General features: G+C 75.2%; 21 protein-coding genes. 11 read left to right on the forward strand and 10 right to left on the reverse strand.

Features of this window, described 5'->3' with window-relative positions; all coding sequences use genetic code 11:
* Positions 1 to 21 precede the first annotated feature (21 nt).
* A complete protein-coding gene (locus EDC03_RS04055; protein WP_123379271.1) occupies positions 22 to 378 on the reverse strand; it encodes a metalloregulator ArsR/SmtB family transcription factor in 357 nt (118 codons plus the stop codon).
* Between the two features lie 182 nt (positions 379 to 560).
* Between EDC03_RS04055 and arsB the strand changes: the two genes are divergently transcribed.
* The 6 genes from arsB to EDC03_RS04085 all read left to right on the forward strand — a co-directional run bounded on the left by arsB (position 561) and on the right by EDC03_RS04085 (position 6,786).
* Positions 561 to 1,673 (forward strand): ACR3 family arsenite efflux transporter, encoded by a 1,113-nt coding sequence (gene arsB / locus EDC03_RS04060; protein WP_123378936.1) that lies wholly within the window; start codon positions 561 to 563, stop codon positions 1,671 to 1,673.
* Between the two features lie 42 nt (positions 1,674 to 1,715).
* Complete coding sequence (locus EDC03_RS04065) at positions 1,716 to 2,387, forward strand: arsenate reductase/protein-tyrosine-phosphatase family protein (RefSeq protein WP_123378937.1); 672 nt, start codon at positions 1,716 to 1,718, stop codon at positions 2,385 to 2,387.
* A 103-nt stretch (positions 2,388 to 2,490) separates the two neighbouring features.
* On the forward strand, positions 2,491 to 4,203 hold the full coding sequence (locus EDC03_RS04070) for an FAD-dependent oxidoreductase (protein WP_123378938.1): 1,713 nt from the start codon (positions 2,491 to 2,493) through the stop codon (positions 4,201 to 4,203).
* A 93-nt stretch (positions 4,204 to 4,296) separates the two neighbouring features.
* Positions 4,297 to 4,743 carry an arsenate reductase ArsC gene (locus EDC03_RS04075; RefSeq protein ID WP_123378939.1) on the forward strand — a complete coding sequence of 149 codons (447 nt, stop codon included), beginning with the start codon at positions 4,297 to 4,299 and terminating at the stop codon, positions 4,741 to 4,743.
* Positions 4,740 to 5,870: a thioredoxin-disulfide reductase gene (gene trxB / locus EDC03_RS04080; protein WP_123378940.1), complete on the forward strand. Its 1,131-nt coding sequence runs from the start codon at positions 4,740 to 4,742 to the stop codon at positions 5,868 to 5,870. The genes EDC03_RS04075 and trxB overlap by 4 nt, the downstream gene beginning before the upstream one ends.
* A gap of 505 nt (positions 5,871 to 6,375) precedes the next feature.
* Positions 6,376 to 6,786, forward strand: a complete 411-nt coding sequence (locus EDC03_RS04085) for a hypothetical protein (RefSeq protein ID WP_123378941.1) — start codon at positions 6,376 to 6,378, stop codon at positions 6,784 to 6,786.
* A gap of 99 nt (positions 6,787 to 6,885) precedes the next feature.
* On the opposite strand, the gene EDC03_RS04090 is transcribed toward EDC03_RS04085, so the two are convergent.
* The 3 genes from EDC03_RS04090 to EDC03_RS04100 form a co-directional block, all read right to left on the reverse strand.
* Positions 6,886 to 7,524: a rhodanese-like domain-containing protein gene (locus EDC03_RS04090; RefSeq protein ID WP_199719929.1), complete on the reverse strand. Its 639-nt coding sequence runs from the start codon at positions 7,522 to 7,524 to the stop codon at positions 6,886 to 6,888.
* A gap of 200 nt (positions 7,525 to 7,724) precedes the next feature.
* Positions 7,725 to 7,994 (reverse strand): metal-sensitive transcriptional regulator, encoded by a 270-nt coding sequence (locus EDC03_RS04095; protein WP_123378942.1) that lies wholly within the window; start codon positions 7,992 to 7,994, stop codon positions 7,725 to 7,727.
* Between the two features lie 88 nt (positions 7,995 to 8,082).
* Positions 8,083 to 8,967 carry a sulfite exporter TauE/SafE family protein gene (locus tag EDC03_RS04100; RefSeq protein WP_123379273.1) on the reverse strand — a complete coding sequence of 295 codons (885 nt, stop codon included), beginning with the start codon at positions 8,965 to 8,967 and terminating at the stop codon, positions 8,083 to 8,085.
* 350 nt (positions 8,968 to 9,317) lie between these two features.
* On the opposite strand from EDC03_RS04100, the gene EDC03_RS18365 reads away from it, so the two are divergent.
* The 3 genes from EDC03_RS18365 (at position 9,318) to EDC03_RS04120 (ending at position 13,012) form a co-directional block, all read left to right on the forward strand.
* The gene (locus tag EDC03_RS18365) at positions 9,318 to 10,721 is read left to right on the forward strand and encodes an MBL fold metallo-hydrolase (protein ID WP_123378943.1); all 1,404 of its coding nucleotides are present in this window, start codon (positions 9,318 to 9,320) and stop codon (positions 10,719 to 10,721) included.
* Between the two features lie 319 nt (positions 10,722 to 11,040).
* Positions 11,041 to 11,364, forward strand: coding sequence for a hypothetical protein (locus EDC03_RS04110; RefSeq protein ID WP_123378944.1), 324 nt, complete (start codon positions 11,041 to 11,043; stop codon positions 11,362 to 11,364).
* Positions 11,365 to 11,995: 631 nt separating this feature from the next.
* Entirely contained in the window at positions 11,996 to 13,012 is a 1,017-nt protein-coding gene (locus EDC03_RS04120; protein ID WP_123378946.1) for a magnesium and cobalt transport protein CorA, read from the forward strand.
* Positions 13,013 to 13,025: 13 nt separating this feature from the next.
* Here the strand turns inward: EDC03_RS04120 and EDC03_RS04125 are convergent, their stop codons facing one another.
* Entirely contained in the window at positions 13,026 to 13,403 is a 378-nt protein-coding gene (locus EDC03_RS04125) for a hypothetical protein (RefSeq protein ID WP_123378947.1), read from the reverse strand.
* Between the two features lie 120 nt (positions 13,404 to 13,523).
* Between EDC03_RS04125 and EDC03_RS04130 the strand changes: the two genes are divergently transcribed.
* Together EDC03_RS04130 and EDC03_RS04135 are read left to right on the forward strand one after the other, a co-directional pair.
* Positions 13,524 to 13,976 (forward strand): hypothetical protein, encoded by a 453-nt coding sequence (locus EDC03_RS04130; RefSeq protein ID WP_148058007.1) that lies wholly within the window; start codon positions 13,524 to 13,526, stop codon positions 13,974 to 13,976.
* 44 nt (positions 13,977 to 14,020) lie between these two features.
* On the forward strand, positions 14,021 to 14,515 hold the full coding sequence (locus tag EDC03_RS04135; RefSeq protein ID WP_123378949.1) for a hypothetical protein: 495 nt from the start codon (positions 14,021 to 14,023) through the stop codon (positions 14,513 to 14,515).
* A 78-nt stretch (positions 14,516 to 14,593) separates the two neighbouring features.
* Here EDC03_RS04135 and EDC03_RS04140 read toward each other — a convergent pair whose 3' ends face one another.
* From EDC03_RS04140 to EDC03_RS04160, 5 genes are all read right to left on the reverse strand, one after another.
* Positions 14,594 to 15,337 (reverse strand): YcnI family copper-binding membrane protein, encoded by a 744-nt coding sequence (locus EDC03_RS04140; RefSeq protein ID WP_123378950.1) that lies wholly within the window; start codon positions 15,335 to 15,337, stop codon positions 14,594 to 14,596.
* 165 nt (positions 15,338 to 15,502) lie between these two features.
* Positions 15,503 to 16,123, reverse strand: coding sequence for a hypothetical protein (locus EDC03_RS04145; protein WP_123378951.1), 621 nt, complete (start codon positions 16,121 to 16,123; stop codon positions 15,503 to 15,505).
* A 61-nt stretch (positions 16,124 to 16,184) separates the two neighbouring features.
* Positions 16,185 to 16,532 (reverse strand): STAS domain-containing protein, encoded by a 348-nt coding sequence (locus EDC03_RS04150; protein ID WP_158674196.1) that lies wholly within the window; start codon positions 16,530 to 16,532, stop codon positions 16,185 to 16,187.
* 83 nt (positions 16,533 to 16,615) lie between these two features.
* Positions 16,616 to 17,500, reverse strand: a complete 885-nt coding sequence (locus tag EDC03_RS04155) for an ATP-grasp domain-containing protein (protein WP_123378953.1) — start codon at positions 17,498 to 17,500, stop codon at positions 16,616 to 16,618.
* Between the two features lie 232 nt (positions 17,501 to 17,732).
* Complete coding sequence (locus EDC03_RS04160) at positions 17,733 to 18,866, reverse strand: sugar phosphate isomerase/epimerase family protein (protein ID WP_123378954.1); 1,134 nt, start codon at positions 18,864 to 18,866, stop codon at positions 17,733 to 17,735.
* Positions 18,867 to 18,889 lie beyond the last annotated feature (23 nt).

Here is an 18,889-nt window from a genome sequence, read left to right on the forward strand (position 1 = left end):
ACTCACCGGCGGCGCGGGTGGTCACGTGGCCGGGCGGTCGATCGCGCCGGAGGGGGCGGCCAGCACCGCGGACAGGGCGTTAAGGGCTTCAGGGACGATCGCGTAGTAGGCCCACACCCCGCGCTTGTCGCGGGTCAGCAGGCCTGCCTCGACGAGCACCTTGAGGTGGTGGGAGACCGTCGGCTGGCTCAGCCCGACCGGCTCGGTCAGGTCGCACACGCACGCCTCACCGCCCTCGTGCGCGGCCACCAGCGACAGCAGTCGCAGCCGGGCCGGGTCAGCGACCGCCTTGAGGGTGCGCGCCAACCCGGCTGCGGCCTCGGCGCTGAGGGGCTCGCGCGTCAGCGGGGCGCAGCAGGCGACGTCCGCGGCCCCCATGGGCCCCACCGGCAGGCCAGGCGCGATGGGCGCGAGGGCAACCGGCGCCGCCGGGACGGTCTCGGTCGTGATGGCCATGGCGCCCATCGTGCACCGACCATTCACCCATGTCGATATTGACAGCCACGGATGCCCACTGTCAGGGTCGGCGATCGACACACGTCGATGGAGGAGCTGCCCGCATGAGTGACCTGGTCGCAGAGAACGCCCAGAGGGGACCGCAGGCGCCGGTGCTGGCGCGGCTGTCGACGCTGGACCGGTTCCTGCCGGTGTGGATCGTGCTGGCGATGGTCGCCGGGCTGCTGCTGGGCCGCCTGGTGCCGGGCCTGGACGCCGCGCTCAGCGCGGTCGAGGTGGGCGACGTGAGCCTGCCGATCGCGGTCGGGCTGCTGCTGATGATGTACCCGGTGCTGGCCAAGGTCCGGTACTCCGAGACCGGCCGGGTGACCTCCGACCGGCGGCTGCTGGTGACCTCGCTGGTGCTGAACTGGCTCGTCGGACCGGCGCTGATGTTCGCCCTCGCGTGGCTGCTGCTGCCCGACCAGCCCGAGTACCGCACCGGGCTGATCATCGTCGGCCTGGCGCGGTGCATCGCGATGGTGCTGATCTGGAACGACCTGTCCTGCGGGGACCGCGAGGCCGCGGCCGTCCTGGTCGCGATCAACTCGGTGTTCCAGGTCGTGGCCTTCGCCGCCCTCGGCTGGTTCTACCTGCAGGTCCTGCCCGGCTGGCTCGGGCTGCCGACCACCAGCGCCGACTTCTCCGTGGGCGCCATCGTCGTGTCGGTCCTGGTGTTCCTCGGCATCCCGCTGCTGGCGGGCTTCCTCACCCGCACGTTGGGTGAGCGGGCCAAGGGGCGCGAGTGGTACGAGGAGCGGTTCCTGCCGCGGATCGGGCCGGTGGCCCTGTACGGGCTGCTGTTCACGATCGTGCTGCTGTTCGCCCTGCAGGGCGACGCCATCACCTCCCAGCCCGGCGCCGTCGCCCGGATCGCGCTGCCGCTGCTGGCGTACTTCGTCCTCATGTTCGGCGTCTCCTTCGTCGCCGGCCGGGCGCTGGGCATGTCCTACGCCAAGACCGCGACGCTGTCGTTCACCGCGTCGGGCAACAACTTCGAGCTCGCCATCGCCGTGGCGATCGGCACCTTCGGCGTCACCTCCGGGCAGGCGCTGGCCGGCGTCGTCGGCCCCCTCATCGAGGTCCCCGTCCTGGTCGGGCTGGTCTACGTCTCCCTGTGGGCCTCGCGGCGCTTCTTCCCCGGCGACCCGACCGTCCCCGCCACCCGCACCCGCTGACCCGCGCCCCCCGAGCACGCACGCACCGAGCAGGAGGAGCAGATGACGATCGAGTACCCCGGCCGTCAGCAGCCGGCGCTGCTGGCCCCCGACCGCGTCCTGCACCGCAGGGCCGCGGAGCTGTCCACGAAGTTCGCCGGGACCGTCGGCGCCGAGACCGTCGAGCGGCTGGTGCTCGAGTCCTACGCCGCGCTGCGACGGACCGCGACCGTCGACACCCACCTGCCCGTGCTGGCCGGCCGCTTCGCCGAGGAGCGCCTGACCGCCCTGGCCCAGGCCAAGGGGACCTGGGCCGAGGAGCGCCCCGAGGTGCTGTTCGTCTGCGTCCACAACGCCGGCCGGTCCCAGCTGGCCGCGGCCCTGATGACCGAGCTGTCCGGCGGGCGGGTGCACGTGCGCTCGGCCGGGTCACAGCCCGCCGCCCAGGTCGACCCGGCCGTGGCCGCCGTCATCGCCGAGGACGGCCTGGACCGCCCCGAGGCCCAGGCCTTCCCCAAGCCGCTGACCGACGACGTCGTCCAGGCCGCCGACGTCGTGGTGACGATGGGCTGCGGTGACGCCTGCCCGATCTACCCCGGCAAGCGGTACGAGGACTGGGACGTCGCCGACCCCTTCGGCCTCAACGTCGAAGCCGTGCGCGCCATCCGCGACGACATCGCCACCCACGTCCGGCGCCTGCTCGCCGAGCTGCTGCCCGACCAGACCCCCCACTGACGTACCCACCACCGACGTCACCCACGCCACCACCCACGCCCGCCCACGCCGCGCCGCCACCGGCGCGTCCGTGCGTGCGCCGGCACCACAGGAGGCACCAGCCATGACTGCTCCCACGACCACCGTGCAGACGGCGCCCACGCGGGTCCCCACGACCGAGGGGCGTGGGCTGCCCGTCGTCGTCATCGGGGCGGGACCGGTCGGCCTGGCCGCGGCCGCCCACCTGCTCGAGCGCGGGCTGGAGCCGCTGGTCCTGGAAGCCGGGGACCAGGTCGGCGCCGCGGTCCGGGGCTGGGAGCACATCCGCCTGTTCTCCCCGTGGCGCTACGACGTCGACGCCGCCGCCGCCCGGCTGCTGTCACCCACCGGCTGGCAGCACCCGAAGATGACCGGCCTGCCCACCGGCACCGACCTGGTTCAGGCCTACCTCGCACCGCTGGCCGCGACCGCCGCCCTGGCCCCCCGCATCCGCACCGGCGCACGGGTCGTGGCCGTCAGCCGGGTCGGGCTCGACAAGACCCACGCCGCCGGCCGCCACGAGCAGCCGTTCCTCGTCCGCACCCGCACCCGCGACGACCACGGACACCTGCAGGTCGTCGACCACCACGCCCGCGCCGTCATCGACGCCTCGGGGACGTGGGAGCAGCGCAACCCGTTGGGCGTCTCGGGTCTGGCCGCCCTCGGGGAGGAGCAGGCCGCCGCCGTGATGGCCGGGCCGCTGCCCGACGTCCTCGGCACCGACCGGGCCCGCTTCGCCGGCCGCCGGACCCTGGTCGTGGGCGCGGGGCACTCGGCGACCAACACGCTGCTGCACCTGGTCGCCCTGGCCGACGACGACCCCGCCGACGGGCCCACCACCCGCATCGTGTGGGCGGTCCGGGGCGCGTCGGTGGCCCGCACCTTCGGCGGCGGTGACCTCGACGGACTACCCGCACGCGGGGCACTGGGCGCGCGGCTGCGCCGCGCCGTCGACGACGGCCGCATCGAGCTGCACACGCAGGTCACCATCGACGAGATCTGCACCCGCCCCACCACCACCACCGGCAGCAGCGGCGCCGGTGGGTCCGGTGGGTCCGGTGGGTCCGGCGAGGGCGAGGGGGGCCAGGAGGTCGTCGTGGTCGCCGGCACGCCGAGCGGGCGCCGGGAGCTGGTCGTCGACGTCATCGCCGCCGCCACCGGCTTCCGCCCCGACCTGGGCATGCTGCGTGAGCTGCGGCTGGACCTGGACCCCGGTGTGGAGGCGCCCTCTCTCCTGGCGCCGATGATCGACCCCGAGTTCCACTCCTGCGGCACGGTGCCTCCGCACGGCGCGGACGTGCTGGCCCACCCCGGTGAGCCCGGGTTCTTCGTGGCCGGGATGAAGAGCTACGGGCGTGCGCCCACGTTCCTGCTGGCCACCGGCTACGAGCAGGTCCGCTCGATCGCCGCCCACCTCGCCGGCGACGCCCAGGCCGCCGCCGCCGTCCACCTGGACCTGCCCGAGACGGGCGTGTGCTCGACCGCCCCGCCCACCGTCGCCGCGGACGGCACCGCCGAGGTCGACGACAACGCGACCGGCGGCTCCTGCTGCGGCACTACCGCCCCCACGACTGCCGAGCCGATCACCATCGGGATCGGCGCCGGTGTCGGGGCCCGCCTCGGCGCCAGCACCGGCGTCACCGCCGGCGGTAGCCGAGGGTTCGCGACCGGCTCGGCGCACGGCCGGTCCGGCGAGCTCGACGATGCCTCCGACGATGCCTCCGACGATGCCCGCGACGTCAGCCCCGCCACCACGTCCCACGGGTCGTCCGGCAGCTCGTCCGACGGCTGCTGCTGACCAGCTGCTCCACGAACCGGCACCACGGCCGGTCCGAGCTTCGTTCCCCTCTTCCCCTATCCCCTGCACCCATCCAGCTCTTCGGAGGACGTCGTGACCGAGACCGCCACCAAGCCCAGCGTGATCTTCGTGTGCGTGCACAACGCCGGCCGGTCCCAGATGGCCGCCGGCTTCATGACCGCCCTGTCCGGCGGCGCGGTCGAGGTCCGCTCCGCCGGGTCCATGCCGGCCGACCAGATCAACCCCGTCGCCGTCGAGGCCATGGCCGAGGTCGGCATCGACATCACCGCCGAGCAGCCCAAGGTGCTGACCCCCGAGGCCGTGCAGGCCTCCGACGCCGTCATCACGATGGGCTGCGGCGACGCCTGCCCGTTCTACCCGGGCAAGCGCTACGAGGACTGGGCCCTGACCGACCCCGCCGGCCAGGGCATCGAGGTCGTGCGCCAGGTCCGCGAGGAGATCCGCGGCCGCGTCCAGGCACTGCTGGCCGACCTGGCCCCCACTGCCATCGCCGGGGCCGCCGGGACGGCGCGGGCATGATCCCCACCACCGGCTTCATCACCCTGGCCCCCACCGCCGACCAGACCCCCGACGGCAGTCAGGCGCAGCACCCGGCGCAGGACCCGGCACAGGACCCGGCGCAGGACCGCCCCACGGGCGGCCAGGGCGACGCCGGCGCCCAGCACGACAGCGGCGGTGAGGTCCGAGACGTCGTCATCGTCGGCTCAGGCCCCTCGGGGTACACCGCAGCGGTCTACGCCGCCCGCGCCGCGCTGCGGCCCGTCGTCATCGCCGGGTCGGTCACCGCCGGCGGGGCGCTGGTGCAGACCACCGAAGTGGAGAACTACCCCGGCTTCGCCGACGGGATCATGGGCCCGGACCTGATGAGCGCCATGCAGGCCCAGGCCGAGCGGTTCGGCGCCGAGCTGGTCCTCGACGACGCCACCGAGGTCGACCTCACCGAGCCCATCAAGGTCGTCCGCGACGGCAGCGGCCGCACCTACCGAGCCCGCGCGGTCATCCTGGCCACCGGCTCGGGCTACCGGCGCCTGGACGTGCCCGGCGAGGAGCGCCTCACCGGGCACGGGGTGTCCTGGTGCGCGACCTGCGACGGATTCTTCTTCCGCGACAAGGACGTCGTCGTCGTCGGCGGCGGTGACTCCGCGGTCGAGGAGGCCACCTTCCTGACCCGCTTCGCCAGCTCGGTCACCCTCGTCCACCGCCGCGACGCCCTGCGGGCCTCGAAGATCATGGCCGAGCGGGCCCAGGCCGACCCGAAGATCCGCTTCGCCTGGAACAGCGAGGTCGTCGAGGTCCTCGGTCAGGACACCGTCGAAGCCGTCACGCTGGCCGACACCCGCACCGGGCAGCAGCGCCGGCTGGAGACCGCCGGGGTGTTCATCGCCATCGGCCACGACCCCCGCAGCGAGCTGCTGCGCCGTCAGGTCCGCACCGACTCCGAGGGGTACGTGCTGGTCTCCTCCCCCACCACCCACACGAACCTGCCGGGCGTCTTCGCGTGCGGCGACCTGGTCGACTCCCGCTACCGCCAGGCCATCACAGCCGCCGGCACCGGCTGCTCCGCGGCCCTGGACGCCGAGCACTACCTCGCCGGCCTCGACGACGCTGCCCGCACCGGCGACGCCGTTCAGGCCGCCGTCGTCTGAGCGAGCCCACCCACGCCGCCGCAAGGCCGCACAGCGAGGCCGCCCCCTCGAGACGGGCACGCACGCCCGCGTCCACACCCAGGCCCGGCGCCGGTCATCACCGACCAGCGTCGGGCCTGCGTGCTGCCCACCGGGCCGACACGCGCACTCGTCGACAAGCGCTCCACAACTCGCGTCCGTTGCTCCACTGCTCCTCAACGTCCGGGCTCGTGGCGCACTGTTCCGGACGCCGCCGCAGCGCCGAGGCGACGCCTGCCCCAGAATTCATCGAAATAGAATGGCGGTCCTTCAACTGGAGGGTTCGCACAACTAGGCGGGCATGACTTGCGCCTTGGGTAGGTGGGTCGACCTCCCGCACGGCGGGGCGGTGAGGACGGCTGATACTTCGGTCGTCTTGGTCGCTGCGAGGAGGCTGTCGATGGGCATGAGGTTCGGTGGAGCCGACGACGCTCGTGGTGGTGGGCGGCGCGGCGCCGGGTCTGGTCGGCGGCGACGTTCGACCACGGTGCTGCTGACGGCGGGGCTGCTGGCCTCGGCTGTGGTGGCCTTCGTGTCCCACGAGCTGGGCGCGACGGTGCACTCGGTCATCAGCCTGGCGGTCATCGCGGTGGTGGCGACCCATGTGGTGTCCCAGCGCCGGTGGCTCCGCTCGGCGGTCCGGCGGAGGCTGCACCACCCCGAGCGGGTGCTGGTGGTCTACAACCTGCTGTTCGCGACGACGTTCGTGCTGGTCAACGTCTCCGGGGTGCCGGTGTGGTTCTGGGACGTCGGCGGGCTCGTCGCCGAGGTCCACAACGTGACGGGCTTGCTGTTCCTCGTGCTGGTCTTCGGGCACCTGGCCCTGAACGGGCGCCGGTTGCTGACGCGGCTGCGGGGCCGCCGCCCGCAGGCGCCACCGGTGACTACCGCTGCCTGACGCGAGCACGGACACGGGCACCGCAGACGACAAGGGGCGAGGGGTGACCACCGGCCACCCCTCGCCCCTGCCACACGCCGCCCCTACGGCGCCCTGGCCTCAGCGGCGGGGCAGGGAGTCGATGACCTGGCGGGGGCTGCGGGCGGCGGGGCCACGGTTGTAGGGCAGCAGCGCCAGGCCCCGGGCCATCGGGCAGGTCCCGGACAGCGCGGAAGCGGTCAGGCCGAGGCCGATGCCGCCGGCGACGAAGCGGGTGGCGGGCGCAGCGATGCTGGCGACGATGCTGGCCAGCACGACCGAGCCGGCGGCGAGGCGGACCTGGCGGTCCATGGCCCAGCGCTGGCGGCCGCGGACGACAGGAGCGCCGGCGGCGCCGAGGGCGTCGACGCCGCCGTCGAGGACCTGCACGCGGGCGGCCTCGAGGCCGGCGGCGGTCAGCAGCTTGGCGGCCTGCTGGGCGCGGGCGCCGGACTGGCAGAGCAGGACGACGTCGCCGTCGCCGAGGCGTCCGGCGATCTCGCGGGCGTGGTCGCCGAGCAGGTTCAGCGGGACGTTGTGGGAGCCGGTGACGTGCGCGGTCTCGTGCTCGGCGGGGGTACGCACGTCGATCAGCGTCGGCGCGGTACCGCCCTGCAGGCGGTCGGCGACGTCGGCGACCGGCACGCGGCGCGGCTCACCGCCGGGCACGGGCGCGGCGGCGCTGGTGGCGGCGGCGGGACGGACGGTGGTGGTGCTCACGGGGGTGTCCTCCAGGGGTTGCTGATGACAGGTGGTGCCCCGGCGTCAGGCGCAGGGCAGGGAGAAGGGAACGCCGTCGGGGTGCGACGGCGGGTCGTGCTGATCTGCGGGTCCTGGCAGGCGCCTGGCCACCCGGGCCCGGTGGCCCGGAGGTACGGGTGCGGGACGTCGAGCCCGCGGTGGCGCGGAGGGGCGCGGGGTCAGGCCAGGGAGAGGAACAGCTTCTCGAGCTGGGCCTCGTCGACGCGGCTCTGCTCGCCGTCGGCGCCCTCGACCATGCACTGCCGCAGGCCGGTGGAGATGATCTTGAAGCCGGCGCGGTCCAGGGCCCGGGAGGCGGCGGCGAGCTGGGTGACGACGTCGGAGCAGTCGCGGCCTTCCTCGATCATCCGCACGACGGCGCCGATCTGGCCCTGCACGCGGCGCAGCCGCGTCAGGACGTCACCGAGCTGGTCTGCCTGCACGTCCATGGGTCCTCCTCGTACGGTCTGGTCACGCTAACCCCGGGGGGTATCCACTTCATGCCCTCGCCGTGGGTACGCGCCCCGCCCACGCCCCTCACGCGGCGGCGGCAGCGGCCGGGCCGACCGGGCGTCGGCGCACAGGACAGGGCACCGCGGGGTGGCGGCATACCACGACGGCCAGGGCGACCAGGGCCGCGGCGCCGACCAGCACGGCCCCGGCGGTGGCGGGCAGCTCCTGCACCAGCACCACCAGGCCCATGACGAGGACGAAGACGCCGAAGCCGCGGCGCAGCGCCGCCTCGGGGACCAGCGGGACCAGGCGGGCGCCCAGCAGCGACCCGACGACGGCCACGGCCGTGACCGCGCCGACCAGGGTCCAGTCGAGGCTGACGCCGGTGAGGTAGCCGGCGAGACCGCCGGCGGACTTCATCGCGATGACCAGCAGCGACGTGCCCACGGCCGCCGGCATCCCCAGGCCGCCGAGCAGGACGAGCGCGGGAACGACGAGGAACCCGCCGCCCGCACCGACCAGGCCGGTGACCAGCCCGACGGCCAGGCCGTCCAGGACGACCCGGGCCACCTTGCGCTCGTGGGCGCCCTCGCCGGCGCCGCTGCGGGCACGGCGGCCCCGGAGCATCGCGGCGGCGGTGGCGAGCATCATCACGGCGAAGGCGACCATCAGGACCGCGCCCGGGATCCGTGAGCCGATCACGCCGCCGGCGAAGGCGCCGGCCATGCCCGCGGCCCCGAACAGCAGACCGGTCCCCCACCGCACGTTCCCGCGGCGGGCGTGGCTGAGAGCGGCCACGGCCGAGGTCACACCCACGACCACCAGCGACGAGGCGACGGCCTCGTGGGGCTCCATCCCCGCGACGTAGGTCAGCAGCGGCACGGCCAGGATCGACCCCCCGCCGCCGAGCAGCCCCAGCGACAGGCCGACGACCAGCGCCAGCGGCAGGACCAGCACGACCGACCCCACGGAGACCTCCACAGCTCAGGGGCCGCTCCAGCCCGCACGTCGACGACCGGTCATCCCTCCCGGCCGCCACCACCGTCACACATACCCCCGGGGGTATGCAAGAACGGCGTAGGGCGGCGAGCTCGGCGCCCCCAGCCCGAGGGCGACCGCCCCCGTGGCGCAGCCCCGTTCACCGACAGGGCCTGCCGCGCGCCGTCCTCCTGTCGAGTGGTGGCACCCACGGAACAGATACCCCCGGGGGTATGTTGGACGCATCGACCCCGCCGGTCCCGCTCTCACCGGGACGGGGCCCGGGGACGTCGAGCGCCGGCGGACCGACCGCCGCCCGAACCGCAGGAAGGACCACCCGCATGCTCATCGAGAGGCTCTACGACGAGGACCTCGCCCAGGCGAGCTACGTCATCGGCTGTCAGGCCACCGGCGAGGCGCTGGTGGTCGACCCGCGCCGTGACGTGCAGGACTACCTCGACCTCACCGCGAAGCACGGGATGCGGATCACCGCCGTCACCGAGACCCACGTCCACGCCGACTACCTGTCCGGCACCCGCGAGCTGGCCCGCGCGACCGGCGCGCAGACGTACGTCTCGGGCGAGGGCGGCGCGGACTGGCAGTACGGCTTCGAGGCCACCCGCCTGCACGACGGCGACGCGATCACCATCGGCAACATCACCGTCCGGGCCCGCCACACGCCGGGCCACACCCCCGAGCACCTCGCCTTCCTGGTGACCGACGGCGCCTTCGCCGACGAGCCCGGGTTCCTGCTGTCCGGCGACTTCGTCTTCGCCGGCGACCTCGGCCGCCCCGACCTGCTCGACGAGGCCGCCGGCGGCGTCGACACCCGCTTCGCCGGCGCCCGGCAGATCTTCCGCAGCCTGCGCGAGGTCTTCCTGACCCTGCCCGACCACGTCCAGGTCTTCCCCGGCCACGGCTCGGGCAGCGCCTGCGGCAAGGCCCTCGGCGCGCTGCCGTCGACCACCGTCGGGTACGAGCGCCTGCACGCCTGGTGGGGCCCCTACCTGGCCACCGGCGACGAGGACGGCTTCGTGGCCGAGCTGCTCGACGGCCAGCCCGACGCCCACGCCTACTTCGCCCGCATGAAGCGCGAGAACCTTCAGGGCCCGGCCCTGCTCGGCGACCTGCCCCCGCTGACCCGCCTCGAGGGCGACGACCTCGCCCGCGCCCTGGCCGCCGACGAGGTGACCCTGCTCGACCTGCGCTCCCCCGACCGGGTCCACACCGGCACCGCCGACGGCGCCCTCGTCGTCCCGACCGTCGCCAGGTCGGCCTCCTTCGGCGCCTGGGCCTACGACCCCGAGGCCGACGACATGCCGCTCGTGGCCCTCGTGCCCGACGAGGCCACCGCGCAGGAGGTCCGCGCCCACCTCGTGCGCGTCGGCGTCGACGCCCTCACGGCCTACGCCACCACCCTCGACGGAGTTCCGCTGGTCCGGCCCGCCACCGTCGCACCCGCCGACCTCGACGACCTGGCCCCCACCGCGGTGATCGACGTCCGCGGCAAGGCCGAGCACGCCGCCGGCCACGTCCCCGGATCCACCCACCTCGGCGCCGGCCGCCTCCTCTGGCACCTCGACGAGCTCCCCCAGCAAGGCCCCCTCGTCACCTACTGCCAGTCCGGCCTGCGCAACGCCGTCGCCGCGAGCGTCCTGCGCCGCGCCGGCTACGACGTCGTCGAGCTCGAGGGCAGCTACGCCGGCTGGTCCGCCTGGGCCGCCACCCAGCCCGCGACCGCCTGACCAACTCCCTCCCCGAGAACCACCTCGGCCCACCTCGACAGCCACGACCCAAGGGCGGGGCCGCGACCAGCGGCCCCGCCCTTCGGCGCGCCTGAGGGCCCCTCGCGGCCCCCGACCGGCAACCGGCACGACCGCCACACCGTGATCCCTCTCTCCCTCGTCCTTCGTCCCCGCAACCGCCGGTCGGCGAGCTGTCATGCGGCCACACACACGCCGCGGATCCTGGGCAGCAGGACCGACCAGCGCCCCAGCACGCCACTCGACGCCGGTCACACAGGGGCACCAACCTGTGCGGGTGCGCGGCGATGAAGAGCGAGTGGTGGCGGCGTTCTGCGCCTGGCTGACCGAGCAGGGCTGGACCGTCACCCGCGAGGTCGACTTCTTCGACGTCCTCGCCGAACGCCCGGGCCAGCGTCTGGTGGCCGAGGTCAAGGGCCGCACGGCCAGCACCGGCCTGGACGTCGACACCATGTTCGGCCAGCTCCTGCGCCGCATGGGCGACGCGGACGACCACACCCGCTACGCGGCAGTCGTACCCATCAACGCGCTATCGGCCGTCCAGCGGGTGTCCGGCCACGTCCGCGACCTCCTCCGCATCGACGTCTTCACGGTGGACGACACCGGCGTCGTCCGGAGGGCGTGACCGCGACGCACGCGCCACGCTCCTCAGCCGCGGCGCTGCCCCTCGACACCGACCGCTGCCCGACTACATGGCCGCGACAGGCGCAGCAGTCGACAGCTGTCTCTTGATGGGTGTCCGTCGCTCCACTGCGCAACGACGTCGGGCGTAGTGGGACAGCGTCCTGGACGCCCATCGCGTCGGCCGCCCGCCGGTGTGTCAGAAACCATCGATCAAGGGCGTGTCATTGCCGTTGTCGAGGTATGCCCGCCATCTGTCGACGACGTCACGACCGTCGAACGCGCGCCTACCGCTGAGGGCGGCAGCCGCTCGAGCGCCGAAACCGCTGGCGGTGCGGGACCCGGCCGACGGGTCGGCCCGGACACCCTCGGACCAGGGCGCACCGAGGTCCACCACAGCGACGACGTCGCCGACGAGAGGCGGGGAAGACGTCGTTGCGGGCGCGAGGGCGCAGCCGCCGCCGCTACCTGACGCTCGAGCAGACGCGCTGATCGCCACCTCCAGCACCGCTGAGCACCCCAGATCTGCCGCCTCGGCTCGCGCCCGGGCCCTGCGCCCTCGCAGGACGGCGCACGACGGAGGAGCATGCCCGGGGCCGCGGTCCTCGGGGTCGTCACGGAGCGGAGCAGCGCGCATGGGTGTGGTGGACAACGCCGTCTACGTCGGCGGTCGGCGGGCGGCGGACCCGACGAGCCTGGAGGCGACCTACGAGCTCGTCCGGGAGCACGCAGGGATGGCGTGGATCGGCCTCTACCGGCCCTCGCACGAGGAGATCCGTTCTGTCGCGGACGAGTTCGGGATCCACGAGCTCGCCGTCGAGGACACGGTCCTGGCCCACCAGCGCCCCAAGCTCGAGCGGTACGACGACGTCCTCTTCACCGTGCTGCGGCCCGCCCGGTACCTCGACGTCGAGGAGGAGGTCGAGTTCGGCGAGGTGCACGTCATCACCGGCCCCGACTTCGTCGTCACCGTCCGGCACGCCGAGGCGCCGGACCTCGCCCGGGTCCGCCGTCGGGTGGAGGCGGACCCGCAGCTGCTGGGCTTCGGCCCGCAGGCGGTGCTCTACGCCGTCCTCGACCAGGTCGTCGACGACTACTCCCCGGTGCTCGCTGGCCTCGAGAACGACATCGACGAGATCGAGGACCAGGTCTTCGGCGGGGACCCGGCGGTGTCGCGGCGCATCTACGAGCTGCTGCGGGAGGTCATCGCCTTCCAGCGGGCCACCCACCCCCTCGTGGGGATGCTCGCCGACCTCGACGCCGGCTCGCGCGCGTACGGGGTGTCCGAGGAGCTGCAGCGGTACCTGCGCGACGTGCAGGACCACGCCGTGCGCGTCGTCGAGCGGGCGGACGCCTTCCGCGTCCTCCTCCACAACATCCTCACCGTCAACGCGACGCTCGTCGGTCAGCGGCAGAACGAGGAGACGCAGCGGCTGACGGAGGCGAGCCTCGCCCAGAGCGAGGAGGTGAAGCGCATCTCCTCGTGGGCGGCCATCCTCTTCGCCCCGACCCTCGTGGGGACGATCTACGGGATGAACTTCGAGACGATGCCGGAGCTCGGCTGGCGCTTCGGCTACCCCTTCGCCGTCGCGCTCATGCTGCTGTGCGGCGTCGCGCTGCACGCGGTCTTCAAGCGCCGCGGGTGGCTCTGACGGCCGTCGCGGCTCAGTAGCTCGACGACGCGGTCAGGCCCACGAGCACCGTCCAGCCGAGCGACACCGGCAGGGCGACGACGGCGGCCCACAGCAGCGGGAGCCGCGCCGGGGGCCGCCGCACGGCCACGACCATCGCGACGAGGGCGGCCACCACGAGGACGCCCTGGCCCACGGGCCCGGCGAGCAGCCACCGCTCGGCCGGGGCGCAGAGGGCCTCGACGTCCGGGACGGGCTCGCTCGTGCAGCCGGTGAGGACGCCGAAGGAGGTGAAGAGGTAGCCGACCGTGCCCAGGAGGAGCGCCGCGAGGACGAGCTGCAGCAGCACGAGCACCGGTGCCCACCAGCCGATCCGCGGTGCGGCCACCGGCTCGGCCGTCGCTGCCGCCATCGTCGTCCCCCGCCCGTCGTCCTCGGGGCATCGTGCCGCAGCCGCGACGCCGCTGTCCCGGGTCCCGGCATCTCGGGCGTTTCGGCCCGACGACGCCCGCCCCGGTGCGACGCTGCCGCCGTGCGCCGACGTGCCCTCGTACCGCTGATGGTCGTGACCGCCTCCGCGACGGCTCTTCTCGCGGGCTGCGGGGGCGGCGGGGTGCCGACGCTGGGGCCCGAGGCGTCGCCGGAGGTCGTCGTCGCGACGTACCTGGCGGCGGCGCAGAGCGGGGACGCGGCGACCGCGCGCTCGCTCATGACGCCGGAGCACGCCGAGCAGCACGGCACCGAGGCCACCGGCGGTCGGCTCTCGGACGTCGTCATCGGCGAGCCGCTGAGCATCGGCGACTCCGAGGAGGGCGAGGGGCCCGGCAGCACCACCGGCGGCCGGGCAGAGGTCAGCGTCCCGGTGGACGCCCAGGTCACCGGCAGCGACATCTCGGTGCCCGACGGAAGCCTCACCTGGTTCGTCCGCCTCGTCCGCGAGGGAGGCGGGCCCTGGCTCGTCGCGGGCGAGGGCACCGGCCCCTGACCCGGCGACCGGGCTGGGAGGCTGCCTCGCGTGAGGCCCACCCGATGACCACGACCCGCTGGAGCGGCACCTGCCGCTCACGGGCCCTCCCCGTCGCCCTGCTCGCGGGCGCCGCGCTGGTTCTCGCCGCCGCGGCGGTCGTCCTCGCCGTCGCGCCCGACGCCGTCCCGCCGTCGGCGGGTGCCAGGACGGTCGCCGCCGTCGCGGTGCTCGTCCCGGTCGTCCTCCTGGCCGGGGTCGGCGTCGCCTTCTCCTCCCTGCGCGTCGACGTCGACGACGAGCGCGTGCAGGTTCGCTGCGGCCCCTGGGGCCGGCCGCGGTGGTCGCGGCGGCGCGACGAGCTGGCCGCCGCCGGCGTGGCAGACCTCCGCGCGGGGCGCTGGGGCGGCTGGGGGTGGCGCTGGTCGGGCGCCGGCACCGCCGTGCTCCTGCGCTCGGGTCCCGCCCTGCGGCTGGTGCCGCGCGACGGGCGCCCCTTCTCCGTCAGCCTCGACGACCCGGCGGGCGCCGTCGCGGCGCTGGGCCTGCCGCCGGCCTGATCTCCCGGGGTCGGTGCGTCGATCTGACGGCGGACCGCCACATCGACGCACCGACCCCCCGACGCTCGGGGGACGTGCTCAGCGCGCCGGACGCCGCCGGGACCCATCGCGCGGGAACGCGACCAGCAGGGCGACGACACCGAGGGCCAGCCCGCCGGCCCCCAGCCACCGGGCCGTCGTGTCGCCCTCCGCGGTCGCCGTCGCCCCGTCGTCCGCGACGGGGGTCGTCGTCCCGACCTCGCCGGTCGACGCCGCGACCGTGGTGAACGAGGGGGCGGGGAACTCGGGCTCCTCCTGCCCCTCAGCCACCGGCTCGTCCCAGGCGACGACCTCCCCGTCGGAGTAGGTCTGCGTCGTCGGCAGCACCACGTCGGTGCCCTCGGCGGGCAGCGGCCCGGCCACGACCACGAACCGCTGGAACTCGTCCGGGCCGATCTGGACGCCCTCGTCGGCCGTCCACGTCACCGAGAGGACGGCCCGGGTGACCGTCCCCTCCTCGGACGTCACCGGCTCCGGCAGGTCGCCCCGGACGACCTCGGCGGTCCACCCGGGCACGGGCTCGACGGACACGAAGGTGATCGGGGTGTCGGTGGGCAGCTGGACGGCGACCTCCGTGGTCCCCGCGGTGTCCGACTCGTTGGGCACGCGGAAGGTCATGACGCTGTAGGCGCCGCCGCTCGCGTCGTCGACGCCGACGCGCACGTGCGCCGAGGCCGCGGCCGCGGGCAGGACGACGAGCCCGGCGACGAGGGCGACGGTGAGGGCGGGGCGGTGGGTGGTCGAGGACGTGCGAGGGGTGGGACGGACGGTGGTGCGGGTCATGGGTGCCTCCGGGCACGAGGGGTCGCGGGCAGGGCCGCGCGACGAGGGGGCAGGCCACCGCCGCAGGGCGGACGGCCGTGCCGTCGACGAGGGGCGCCGGCACCGGCGGTGCCGTGGCGCGGGCACCCGACGGCGCGTGCCGTCGGGGTCGGGAGGAGAGGTCGGTCAGGCGGCGAGCAGCGCCGCCGGCGGTCCGCGCCGCGGGCGCGTGCTCAGCACCACGGCGGCGGGCACGACCACCCGGGTGCGGCGCGTGCGGCGGGCGCGCGGCGCGCCGGCGGGCACGAGGGGGCGCAGGGCCACGGCGAGCGCGGGGACCAGGCGGTCGAGCCACGTGAGGGCGGCGGCCCAGGCACGGTCGGCGCTCACGGCGACGAGGGCGGTGACGGCGGCCGCGAGGGCGTGGGCGAGCGTCATGGCCGCGGACGGGGCGACGACGTCGGGGCCGACCTCCCCGACCGCGGGCAGCACCGCGGCGCCGTGGAGGTGGACGCCCCCCACGGGCGCCGCGTCGGCGGCGGGCAGCGGCGCGGCCAGGACGGCGAGGGCGTGGTGCAGCGCCCACTGCCCGGCCACGAGGGCGGGGACGAGCGTGCGGCGACGCAGCCGGCGGCGGCCGACGACCGTGGTGGCGGCGAGCGTGACGGCCGCGAGGGCGACGAGGAGGGCCGGCGCCGGCAGCGCGTCACCGGCGAGGACGTGCGCGCCCGCCGCCAGGGACAGCACGAGCGCGGCGAGGAGACCGGCGCGCACGCGCTGCACCGCCCGGCGGCCGTCGTCCCCCACGTCCCGGAGACTACGCACGGCTCGTGCCGCCGAGGGCGCCCGGGCGCCGACCGCGCCGGGCTCAGCCGGGCGCCGGGCCCCCGTCCTCGACGACGTCGACGAGCGCCTCGACCCCGCTGACGCGCAGGACGTGCCGCACCTGCGGCGGCGGGTCGACGACGGTGAGCCGGACGCCGGCGAGGCGGGCGCCGCCCATCGCGGCGGTGAGGCACCGCAGCCCCGTCGAGTCCATGAAGGTGACGCCGCCCGCCTCGACCACGCGGACGCCGCGGAGCGCCTCCCACAGGCCGGTGCCGGCCGCCTCGACGGCGTGGAGGTCGACGTCGCCGGTGAGCCACAGGCGCTCCGGGTCGGCCGGGTCGACGTGGACGGCGGCCCGGAGGGGCTGCTGCTCGGACCCGGTACCCACGCCGGCCGGGTCTTGACCTGCTGCGCTCATGGCGCAGGGTCCCAGCAGGACCCCTCCCCCGCCCGTCGGACGGGGAGCCGCCCTCAGCCGGCGACGCGGCGCAGCACCGCGGCGGCGACGGCGTCGGCCGCGCCCGGCGTGACGTCGAGGAAGAGGGACGGCTCCGCCAGCTCGAGCTCGAGGAGGACCGGGCCGTCCTCGGAGGGCAGGAGGTCCACGCGGGCGTAGAGCGGCGCCCGGCCGGTGCGCCCGCGGACGACGTCGAGCGCGGCGCGCGCCACCTCGAGCTCGGCCTCCGCCGCCGTGCGGGCGCTGATGTTCTCCTCGGCGAAGAGGCCCTCGACCCGACCGCCGCCGCGCTCGAGGAGCGGACCCTTGCGGACGGCGTGCACCACCTCGCCGTCGGCGCAGACCACCGCGGTCTCGCCGTCGTCGTCCACCGCCGCGAGGTAGGGCTGGACGAGAGCCGTCCGCCCCTCGGCGTGCAGGGCGAGCACGTGGTCGGCCGAGCGGCGGGCGCCCTCGGCGTCCGCGCCGAGGCGCAGCGTGTCCTTGGACCCGGCGGAGACGGTCGGCTTGACGACGTGCTCGACGCCGAGGAAGGGGTGGTCGCCGCCGTCGCCGGGCGCGAGGACCGCCGAGGGCACGACGGGCAGGCCGGCGGCGCGCAGGTCCTCGAGGTAGGCCTTGTCCGTGCTCCACCGCAGGAGGTCGGGCGGGTTCTCCAGCCGGGTGACGGCGGCGACCCGCGCGGCCCACGCGAGGTACTCCTCGCGCCGGGGCACGTAGTCCCAGGTCGAGCGGACGACGACGAGGTCGGCGGCCGCCCAGTCGACCTCGGCGTCCCAGACGGCGGGACGCACGTCCGCACCGCGCGCCCGCAGCGCGTCGGCGAGGGCGCGGCTGTCGGCGTCGAGGTCGGCGACCTCCGCGCAGGTGGCGAGCAGGACGACGGGGGCGGCGGTCACGCGCGCATCCTGCCGGAGCGCGGCCCCTGCCCGCCCTCCCCCTCCCGCCCCCTCATCGCCCCTCCCTCCCCCGGTCTTCGTGCGCTTCCACCGCCCTCGAGGCTCTCCACGGCGGTGAAAGGGCACGAAGACCAGGGAGGGCAGGCGCGGGAAGGGGCGACGGCGGGCGGGCGCGGACGCGACGACGCCCGGGCCCGCCGGGGTGGCGGGGCCGGGCGTCGTCGTCAGCCGGTCAGCGGAGCCGCGACAGGTTCCGGTAGCTCAGCTTGGCCAGCTCGAGCGACTGGGCCGGGGCGGTGGCGCTGGGCGCGGTGTCCTGCTCCCACATGGCGTTGAGGTCGCCGCCGCGGATCTCGCTGCCGATCCGCGAGAAGAAGGTCGCGTAGTCGATGTCGCCGAGCCCGAAGGGGACGATGGCGTAGCCGTTGCCGACGCCCTCGGCCTCGCCCGTCGCGTCGCCGTCCTTCGCGTGGAAGAGCGGGTAGCGCGAGCGGTTGGCCGCGACGAGCGCGGCGGGGTCGAAGACCTTGCGGACGAGCGTGCCGTCCTCGGCCGTGTAGGTCGGGAAGGAGTGCTGGGCCACGTGCGCCCAGAAGACGTCGAGCTCGAGGTACACGAGCGTCGGGTCGGTGATCTGCAGGAAGTACTCCAGCATCCGGGTGCCCGTCGAGCGGGTCGGCAGGCCGGCCTCGTCGAGGGGGCCCGCGTCGAGCAGGAAGTTGTAGGCCTGCTGGTGGTTGTGCGTGTACAGCTTGAGGCCCCGCGCCTTGGCCATCGCGCCCCAGTGCTGCCACACCTCGGCGGCGGCGTCCCAGTCGGCGCGGTAGCGGCTGCGCGTGGGGTCGCTGCCGGTGCCGATGTGCTCCAGGCCGAGCGTCTGCGCGACGTCCATCGTCGTCTCGAAGGCGGCGGTCGTCTCCGGCGTCACCGTCGCGGGCACGGAGCCGTGGTTGCCCTGGGCGTCGAGCCCGTACTCGTCGAGCCAGCTCTTGAGCAGGCGGGCGCCCGCGACGTTGTTGACGTCACCGCCCTCGGCGTTGGCGTTCTGCCGGAAGCCGGCGAACTCGATCTGCTTGTAGCCGATCCTGCTCAGCTCGCGGAGCACCTCGCGGAAGCCGGACGGGAGGTCGCTGGTGAGCGGGTCCCGGGAGATGGCGTCGCGCACCGAGTACAGGATGATGCCGCGCTTGCTCGGGACGACGAGGGGACGGGCCGCCGCCGGCGACGCGGTCGCCGTGGCGAGGACGGGGACGGCGAGGCCGGCCGCGGCGGCCGCCATGACCTGGCGGCGGGACAGGCCCAGCGAGGCGCCGAGGGCGGCGTTGCCCTGGAGCTGCGGGTCACCGGTGGTGCGGAACTTCCTCATGGGAACTCCTCGGTCGAGGGGGC

Origin of the sequence: Pseudokineococcus lusitanus, assembly GCF_003751265.1 — a bacterium.
In the GTDB taxonomy this organism is placed as follows: domain Bacteria; phylum Actinomycetota; class Actinomycetes; order Actinomycetales; family Quadrisphaeraceae; genus Pseudokineococcus; species Pseudokineococcus lusitanus.